This window comes from Pseudomonas sp. Q12-87, from assembly GCF_001269755.1.
Classification (GTDB): Bacteria; Pseudomonadota; Gammaproteobacteria; order Pseudomonadales; family Pseudomonadaceae; genus Aquipseudomonas; species Aquipseudomonas fluorescens_S.
In genome coordinates, this window is sequence record NZ_LHVI01000017.1 from 73,761 (window position 1) to 83,385 (window position 9,625).

Sequence of the window (9,625 nt, forward strand, 5' to 3'; positions counted from 1 at the left end):
GGAATAAATCCTCACCACAAAAGCCGCCTACATTCTCAGCTGTGATTCACCTGGGTTTCCCTTGGCACCGCATACCCCTGTGGGAGCGAGCTTGCTCGCGAAGACGGCGGATCAGCTTGCATCCATCTTGGATGGGCTGCCGTCATCGCGAGCAAACTCGCATCGTTTCAGGCAGTAAAGTCGCTGGCGTGCAGCTCCTTGACGCCGACCAGTTCGAACTCGAACTCGGGGGTGGCGTCGGCGTTGGTACTGCCGGAGAGGATGCCGTCGGCGAAACGCAGTTGGCCGGTGGCGTTGGTGGAGTCGAAGGCGGCGCTGCCGATGAACGTGAAGGCATCCAGCGTGGCGGTCTGTGGGTTGGCGTCCAGGCCGGTGAGATCCAAATGATCACCCTCGGTGCTCTTGAAACCGTTGATCACATCGCGCAAGGCACCCACGCCCATCTCCGACAACGCCCCAAACACGTAGGTGTCCGCGCCGGTGCCGCCGGTGAGGTTATCGGTGCCGGCGCCACCGATCAGCCGGTCATCGCCCGAACCGCCCACCAGCGTATCGTTGCCCGCGCCGCCGTTGAGGATATTCCCCGCGCTGTTGCCCGACAGTGTGTCGGCATAGGCGCTGCCGGTCAGGTTCTCGATGAATTTCAAGGTGTCGAGCCCGGAGCCCACGGTGTTTTGCTGCGCTGACGTGGAAAGGTTGACGGTAACGCCCGAGAGGGCGCGTTCAAACGACGCCGTGTCGTTGCCGTCGCGCCCGTCCAGCACGTTGTTGCTGGCGCCGGCGAACAGCGTGTTGTCCAGGGCGTTGCCGGTGCCATTGGCGGCGCCGGCGCTATCGATATACAGATTCTCAACGTTGCTGCCCAAGGTATAGGCCGCCAGACTGCTGTGCACACTATCGATTCCGCCTGGCGTGGCGTTGCTGTTGGTCTCGATCACGTTGTCGTCGACGTTGTCGACATAGTAGGTGTCGTTGCCATCGCCGCCGCTCATGCTGTCGGCCCCGGCGGCACCGTCGATCACGTTATGGGCGGCGTTGCCGGTGATGAAGTTGCGCCGTTCATTACCGGTGCCGTCGATGTCCGACACGCCGGTAAGCACCAGGTTCTCGAGGTTGGCCCCCAGCGTCCAACTGACCGAGGCCTGCACCGTATCAATCTGCGAGGCCGAGGTGTTGGTTTCCACCACGCTGTCGAAGGCATTATCGACCACATAGATATCGTTGCCATCGCCACCCGTGAGGGTATCGGCGCCCAAGTCGCCATCCAGCGTGTCATTGCCGGCGCTGCCCACCAGGGTATCGTCCTGATCGGTGCCGGAAATGTGCCCACCTTGGTTCTGGGCGTTATCGAAAATGTCCTGCACGCTGTTGTTATCGTTGGGATTGCCCTGGAAGCCCAAGTCTCCGGCAATGTAATCGGCCAGGCGCTGGCCGACGATTTCCGCCGACTCCTCGTGTAGATGCCAGACGTCATCGGGGTACACCAGTGGATCGACTTCATAGCGCAAGGGCAGGTCGGTGTAGTCCACCGCCAGCTTGACGTCGGCGCGCTCGGCGGCGATGGCTTCCTGGACGGCGCGGACGTAACCGACGCCGTCGACGATGGACGCGATTTTGTCTTCCGAATAACCCCGGGCACGGGCCGCATCCTGCTCGTAGTGACCAGTCTCCATCAGGTACACGCTGAAGTTGCCGAACTGAGCGTGCAGGTAATCGAACACTTTCAAGGTCGCGGCTTTATAGGCTGCAGCCGCTGCGGCCTTGTCGGTCGAGCGGGCGATTTCCTGGGCGGCTTCTTCGCCCTGGCCCCAGATGATGCCCATGGTCACGTTGTCGATCGATTGCAGTTCGGTGAGCTGATCGCGCAGCAACGTCACGGCCCGCAACAGCGCAGGCCCGGGTTGGTTGGTGTCGGTCAGCCACCAGCACAGCTTGAGCTCCTCGGCGCCCAGGGTCGACAGGCCATTGACCGTGCTGCCGCCCACGGCGATATCGATGCCGTTGCCATCGGCATCGGTGAACTGGCTGCGCACGTCATAGGTGGTGTAGCGGTCCAGGTCCTTGACCAGCATCGAGGTGCCGGATTGATCGTCGTCCTCGGTCATGCGCAGCAGGCGCGCGTTGGATTGGCCGAGGGTCGGCAGGTAGAGGATGTCTTGTTGGGCGCGTTCGCCGAAGACAAAGTCGCTGGCAGTCAGCGTATTGAGGTAGTTGCCGTTGAGGGCGATCTCAAAGCGATTGCCATCGGCGTCGGCTTCGGCGGACTTGATGTAGGTCTTGTCGCCAGCCGCGTTCAACGTCATGTACAGCGTGCCGTTGCTGCCATCGCCAAGACCGATGAAGCCCAGGCTCGAAACGTCGATCTTGTCGACCCCGACGGTGAAGTCATAGAGCGTGTCGGTGGCCGTGACGCCGCCGGTGTCGTAGTCGCGGTAGCTATCGAGCACGTTGGTGTAGCGGAACGTGTCGGCGCCGTCGCCGCCGTATAGCGAGTCGCGGCCTGCACCACCGTCGACTATGTCCGCACCGGCGCCGGCCTTGATGGTGTCATTGCCTGCGAGGCCGAGAATCAGGTCGGAACCCGCCGTGCCATTGAGGGTTTCGCCATTGCTGGTTCCGGTGATGGTGTTGGCGGGTGCGTCGGCCACCGCCAAGGCGAAGCTGTCGCTGACCGACGCACCGGACGGGTCGGTGGCCTTGACCAGCACGTTGTAGTTACCCGAAGCGGTGCTGGTGGGCGTACCGGTGAAGGTCAGGTTGGTAGCATTGAAATGCAGCCAGGCGGGCAGGGCGCTGCCATCGGCCAGGGTCGCGGTGTAGCTCAGTACATCCTGGTTGGCGTCGGTGAAGCTGTCATGGGTCACGGTGTAGCTGAACGGCGTGCTTTCGGTAGCATTCTGGTCGAGGAGCGGGATCGTCACCACCGGTGCCACGTTGCTGGGTGTGTTCTGGTCGGCGAAGACAAAATGATTGGCCGTCAGGCTGTTCACCAGATTGCCTGCCAGAGACACCTCGAAGCGGTTGCCATTGGCGTCGACGGTGAGGTCCTTGAGGTAGGTGCGATTGCTCGTGGCGCTGTAGGTCACTTGCAGCGTGCCGTTCAAACCGTTGCCCAGGCCGGTGTAGCCAAGGGCCGAGACATCGATTTTGTCCGCCGCCACATCGAAATCGAGAATCTGGTCACTGACGCTGGTGGAGCCGGTGCGGTAGCTGTCGAGTTTCGAGGTGTAGCGGAACACATCGGCCCCGGCCCCACCGGTGAGTTTGTCCACGCCGGTGCCGCCCACCAGGATGTCATTGCCCGCGCCGCCGTTGAGGGTGTCGTTGCCGGCACCGCCGAACAGCTGCTCGTTGGCCGCCGTGCCGGTCAAGGTGTCGTTGTTCGGCGTGCCATTGATGATGACGGATGTGGGGACGTCTTGTACGGCGAGGGTGAAGGCGTCGCTGACGGTGGCGTTGCTTCCATCGGTCGCCGTGACTTGGATGGAATAAGTGCCCGACGCCGTGTCGGGTGGCGTGCCGCTGAAGGTGCGGGTCGCGGCATTGAACGTCAGCCAGCTGGGCAGGGCGCTGCCGTCGGCCAACTTGGCGGTGTAGCTGAGGCTGTCGTTATCCGGATCGGTGAAGCTGGTGGCGGGCACCACGTAGCTGAACGGGGTGTTTTCGGTCGCGTTCTGATCCAGTAGCGGCGTCGCCAAAACGGGCGCCTGGTTGGTTGGCGAGGACGTGGCGAAGACGAAGTTGGCGCTGGTCAGCGTATTGAGGTAGTTGCCGTCCAATGCCACTTCGAAGCGGTTGCCATTGGCGTCGGCGTCCAGGGACTTGATGTAAGTCTTGGTGCCGGCGCTGTTGAGTACCAGGTACACGGTGTTGTTCTTGCCGTCTCCCAGCCCGGTGAAACCCAGGGCGGACAGATCGATCTTGTCGGCGCTGACGTTGAAGTCGGTGATCAGGTCGCCCAGGTTGGCGCCGCCGGTGTTGTAGTTGCGGTAGCTGTCCAGGCGATTGGAGAACACGAACGTGTCCGCACCGGCGCCACCGGTGAGGGTGTCCATCCCGGCGCCGCCGTCGAGCTTGTCGTCGCCCGCGCCGCCACTGAGACTGTCATTGCCCGCCAGGCCGAGCAATGTGTCGGCGGCGTCACTGCCCAGTAGCGAGTCGCTGCCAGTGGTGCCGGTGATGACCCGGTTGAAAATGAAGTTGCTGGCAGTCAGGGTACTGGCCAGGTTGCCCGAGAGAATCAGCTCGAAGCGATTGCCACTGGCGTCGGCATCGTAGTCCTTGATGTAGGTGCGGTTGTTGCTGGCGCTGTAGCTGATCTGCAGGGTGCCGCCCCGGCCGTTGCCCAACCCGGTGAAGCCCAGGCCCGCGAGGTCGATCTTGTCCTGGGTGACATCGAAATCGGTGATGGTGTCGTCGAAGCTTGCGCTGGCGTTGCGGTAGCTGTCCGACTGGGCGACGAAACGGAACGTGTCCGCACCCGTGCCGCCGGTGAGCTTGTCGACGCCGGCCCCGCCCACCAGGATGTCGCTGCCGGCCGCGCCATTGATGGTGTCGTTGCCCGCGCCGCCGTAGAAGATCTCACTGGCGGCGCTGCCCAGCAGGGTGTCGTTGCCGGCCGTACCTTGTACGGTGGTCATCGGCACCGTGGCGCTGACGTAGCTGCCATCGCCGTAGACCAGGGTCGCGCCCTTACTGGTGTGGCTGATGGTATTGGCGATGATGGCGTTGCGATCGGTGCCGTCCTCATTGCGCTCGGCCACACCGTAGGTCGACAGGTTGCTGCCGCTGATGATGTTGCCCTGGATGGTGTTATCGCTGCCGTTGAAATACTTGCCGGACACGCCCAGGGTGTCATCGTAGGACTGGATGATGATCTCCGGTACCGGGCTGCCCAGGGAGTTGTTGTTGAGGGTGTTATCGATGATCTCGACGTGGTTGCTGCCGTAGATACGAACACCGGCGCTGGCGTTGTCATGGATATCGACGCCGCTGACGGTCACGTCGCTGGAGAGCTTGACCAGTACACCCTCGGCACCGTTGCCATAGACCTCGCCACCGGTGATGGTGATGTTGCTGGGAGAGGGGATGTTCTCGCTGCCGCGCTGCACGACGATGCCATTGCCGCCGTTGTTGTAGGCCACATTATTGGTGAGCGTGAAGTCATGGGTGCTGGTCACGACGTTGAAGCCGTGGCGGTCGTTGTCGTAGGCGACATTGTTTTCGAAGGTGCTGTCGCTGAGGAAGTCGGCGACGAAGCCGTCCAGGCCGTTGCCGTGGGACACGCTGTTCTTGATGACCATGTTGACGGTCTGCTCGTGGGGGTCGAAACCGTACCCGGAGCAATCCTTGATCTCGACGCTGTCGAGGGTGACGTTGGAGTCGTAGCCTTCTTCACCAGGGATATAACCGTTGAACCAGCCGTCGATCTTGCCCGTGGTGTGGTCGCGGTTGCCGTCGATGGTGAGGTTGCTGACCCCGAAATCGTGGGTCTCCTCGCCATAGGCCGAGCGGATGACACCGGTGATCTTGGTGTCGGAGCCGTCAGCCACCTTCACGGTGGTTTCACCCATGCCGTCGCCATACAGGTAGACATTGCTCTTGAGCATCAGGCAACCGTCGGAGGGTTCCTCGCCTCCCGAAACGATGTACGTCCCAGTCGGCATATAGACCTGCCCACCCCCCGCGGCTGCCGCCGCATCGATCGCACTTTGTATCGCCGCCGTGTCGTCAGTAACGCCATCTCCTTTGGCGCCAAAATCTTGAACATTAAAAATCATGAGCTTATCTCCGTATCAGGCTTAAAACCTCGGTAGATGCCAATATTCCATCGGCGGCCACCGTGTTATGACCCAGCGGAGCGAAAAAGTTGTGACCGCGTATCGGCAAAGTGTCAAAAAAACGGACTTAACTGATCAGCGGTTGTGAGGTGTTTCAAAAAAGTAACGTTCTATTGACGGTTGGCGAGCCCTGTGGGAGCGAGCTTGCTCGCGAAGACGTCGGCACATTCAACGCGGATGTAACAGACCTGCGGACATCGCGGGCAAGCTCGCTCCCACAGGGGGCCTGCGTTTTCCTTGATTGGCATCAACCCCAGGTCGGGCCGCAGGCGCTAACCTCGGAACAACCGCCGTCCCGCAGAAGAGGGCGGCCGAGGAGCGCCATGATTTATCCGCTGTTTCTGACGTTGCACCTGTTCGCCGCGCTGGCCTTCATCGGCACGGTTTTCTTCGAGGTGCTGTTTCTCGAAAGCATCCGCAAACAACTGCCCGCCAAGGTCATGGTGCTGCTGGAACAGGGCATCAGCCGGCGTGCCCGACAACTGATGCCCTGGATATTGCTGGCGTTGTTCGGTGCCGGTGGCGGCATGGTCTGGCTGCGGTACTGGCCGGCATTGATGTCGCCGCTGCAATCATCCTTCGGCCTGTTGTTGAGTCTCAAGATCGTGCTGGCGGGCAGTGTGCTGGGGCATTTTCTCTGGGCCATGTGGCTGTTCAAAAGCGCGCGCATGAATGCTCGCTACGTCCACATCATCCATACCAGCGTCTTCCTGCACATGGTGGCGATCGTGCTGCTGGCCAAGGGCATGTTTTATATCACCTGGTAGCCCCGGCGGCGTGGCGTCGAGGCGCTTGATACAAGTCAAGGTGACCTGGCGGGTTACAGCGGACACTGTCGCTGCGCAGCCACTCGGAGATTGTCATGTTCGACCTGTTCCAAACCCTCGGCGAGCGACCTTCGGGCCGCGTCCCGGAGCTGGGTGATTTCGATTGTCCGGTCGGTACACGGAAATTCCACAGCGGCATCGGTTCGCTCGATTTGCTTCGAGGGTTGCGCAGCAGCCGTCAGAAGCAACGGCCGCTTTCCCTGGCCGTGCACCTGCCGTCGCAATTGCGGCTGGCATCGTGTTCGCCCCTTGCCAGCGATTGTCGGTGCGGCGAGATCGAGGGTTACCTGCAACGCCTGACCTATGAAATGGGCCTGGTCGGTTGTCACCTGGGCGCAGGCCGGCATGTCGAGCAGTTTTGCCTGACCGGTGGCACGCCGGTGATTGCCCATTTGCAGAAGCTGATGGGGAACCTGCGCAAGCGCTTCGATTTCTGCAAATACGACGGCGGCGACTACAGCATCGAGGTGGACCTGCATCACACCGACTGGTCGACCATGGGTTTGATTCGCGACCAGGGCTTTACCCACGTCAGCATCGGCGTTCCGGATATCGGTGCCGACAGCGACCTGCCGGTGGATTGTTATCAAAATCCGGCCCCGATCCATTCCCTGATCGATGCGGCGCGCACGTTCGGTTTCCGCTCGATCAACATTGACCTGGGTTACGGCCACGCCTGGCAGACGCCGAACAGCTTCGCCCTGAAACTGGCAACGCTGATCGAGCTGGAGCCGGACCGGCTGCACATTTTTGACTATGCCCATGCGCCGTACCGTTATCGCTCGAAAAATGCCGGGGCGGCCGGCGCGTTTTGCAGCCCGGCGGACAAAGACGCCATGCGCAGGATCTGCTGCGAACAGCTGATCGGGGCCGGTTATCACTACATCGGCCTGGGCCAGTTCGTCAGGGCTGACGATGACCTGGCAGTGGCCCAGGAACACGGACGCCTGCATCGCAACTGCCAGGGTTTTACCCGCCATGGTTGCTGTGACCATGTGGGGTTCGGGTTGTCGGCGGTCACTCAAATCGAACACCTGTACGTGCAGAACACCGACGACCTGCTTGAGTATTGCCAGCAGCTGGACGCTGGGCAGTTGCCGGTCTGGCGCGGTTGGCGCTGTGAGGCGCAGGACCAGGTCAAGGCCTGCGTGGTCGAGCAGCTTGCCTGTGACCTGGAACTGGATATCGCGGCCATCGAGGCGCGTTTCGGCTTGGTGTTCCGGGACTATTTCGCACCTCTCTGGCCGGTGCTGGAGGCCTTGCACGACGAGGGGTTGATCGAGCTCTCGAACCGTTTCATCGGCGTCCTGCCCGCCGGGCGGTTGAACGTGGATGCGATCTGCAATCTGTTCGACCAAGGCCCGGATGACGCAAGCCCCTATCCTTTTGAAAAGTTGAACCGCTCATGAATGCTGCCTCCGGTTTCAATCGTGCCCTGGTGGAGAAATATGACCGTCCCGGGCCGCGCTACACGTCTTATCCCACGGCTCCGCAGTTCCATCAGGCGTTTGCCATGGACGAATATCGCCACGCAGCCCAGCGCAGCAACTTGGCACCGGTGCCGAAACCGTTGTCGGTGTACATCCATATCCCGTTCTGCCAGAGCCTGTGCTACTACTGCGCGTGCCATAAAATCATTACTCGCAAAAGCCATCGCGCCACCGAATACCTGGCGTACCTCAAGCGCGAAATCGCTTTGCAAGCGGCGCTGTTCGACCGCTCGCGCAAACTGACCCAACTGCACCTGGGCGGCGGCACGCCGACTTACCTGACCCATGAACAGTTGGCCGACCTGATGGCCTGTCTGCATCAATCGTTCGACATGGACGACAGCGATGAGCATGAGTTTTCCATCGAGGTTGACCCTCGGACCATCGATGCGCAACAGATCCAAGGTCTACGTCAGCTGGGGTTCAATCGCTTGAGTTTTGGCGTCCAGGATTTCGATGCCCGGGTGCAGGCGGCCGTCAATCGAGTGCAGAGCGAAGCCCAGGTCGTCGAGTTGGTGGAAGCGGCGCGCCAGGCGAATTTCAAGTCGGTGAGCGTCGATTTGATCTATGGCCTGCCGTTGCAGACCATCGCCAGTTTTGACGTGACCCTGGACAAGATCATCGCCTTGCGGCCCGACCGCATCGCCACCTACAGCTACGCGCACCTGCCGCAGCGGGTGCGGGCGCAACGGATGATCCGGCCCGAAGACATGCCGCCGCCGGAGCGCAAGCTGGAACTGCTCGAACTGACCATCAACCGCCTGACCGAGGCCGGCTACGTTTACATCGGCATGGACCATTTCGCCTTGCCCGACGACGAACTGGTGCGCGCGCGCGCCCAAGGCACGCTGCAACGCAATTTCCAAGGGTATTCCACCCATGCCGATTGCGACCTGATTGGCCTGGGCGTGTCCTCGATCGGCAAGGTCGGCGACAGTTACAACCAGAACGTCAAGGAAATCTCCCAGTATTACGCGCGTCTGGATCAAGGCTTGCTGCCGGTGCAGCGCGGCTATCGGCTGAGCGACGACGATCGGCTGCGGCGCGAAGTCATCAGTGAACTGATGTGCCATGGAAGAGTGGAATTTGGCCAGATCGACTCGGCCCATGGCATTCGTTTTACCGAGTACTTTGCCGATGCACTGAGCCAGCTCCAGGAGCAGGTGCGCGACGGACTGCTTGAAATTCACGATGACGCGTTGGTATTGCTACCCCAAGGCCAATTGATGATGCGCAGCGTGGCCATGACCTTCGATGCCTACCTGGAGGCGGATCGGACGGTCCAGTATTCGCGCACGGTTTGATTTCAACGAATGAATCGCCATACCCGTGGCGAGGGAGCTTGCTCCCGCTGGGCTGCGCAGCAGCCCCTCAGTTCAGTCGCTGCGGTGCGTCAGGTTGATCGAGTGCGGGTTTTGGGGGGCGCTTCGCACCCCAGCGGGAGCAAGCTCCCTCGCCACGGGTTGTG

General features: G+C 61.4%; 4 protein-coding genes. 3 read left to right on the forward strand and 1 reads right to left on the reverse strand.

The features are described from left to right. Positions 1-167: 167 nt before the first annotated feature. Complete coding sequence (locus AD663_RS29590) at positions 168-5,780, reverse strand: putative Ig domain-containing protein (protein WP_053213771.1); 5,613 nt, start codon at positions 5,778-5,780, stop codon at positions 168-170. A 383-nt stretch (positions 5,781-6,163) separates the two neighbouring features. Here AD663_RS29590 and AD663_RS11850 point away from each other — a divergent pair, with 383 nt between their 5' ends. The 3 genes from AD663_RS11850 (at position 6,164) to hemN (ending at position 9,461) form a co-directional block, all read left to right on the forward strand. Then, a complete protein-coding gene (locus AD663_RS11850) occupies positions 6,164-6,607 on the forward strand; it encodes a CopD family copper resistance protein (protein WP_053213772.1) in 444 nt (147 codons plus the stop codon). Positions 6,608-6,702: 95 nt separating this feature from the next. Further along, positions 6,703-8,076 (forward strand): coproporphyrinogen III oxidase, encoded by a 1,374-nt coding sequence (locus AD663_RS11855; protein ID WP_053213773.1) that lies wholly within the window; start codon positions 6,703-6,705, stop codon positions 8,074-8,076. Further along, a complete protein-coding gene (gene hemN, locus AD663_RS11860) occupies positions 8,073-9,461 on the forward strand; it encodes an oxygen-independent coproporphyrinogen III oxidase (protein ID WP_053213774.1) in 1,389 nt (462 codons plus the stop codon). Before AD663_RS11855 ends, hemN begins: the two co-directional genes overlap by 4 nt. The last annotated feature ends 164 nt before the right edge of the window (positions 9,462-9,625 follow it).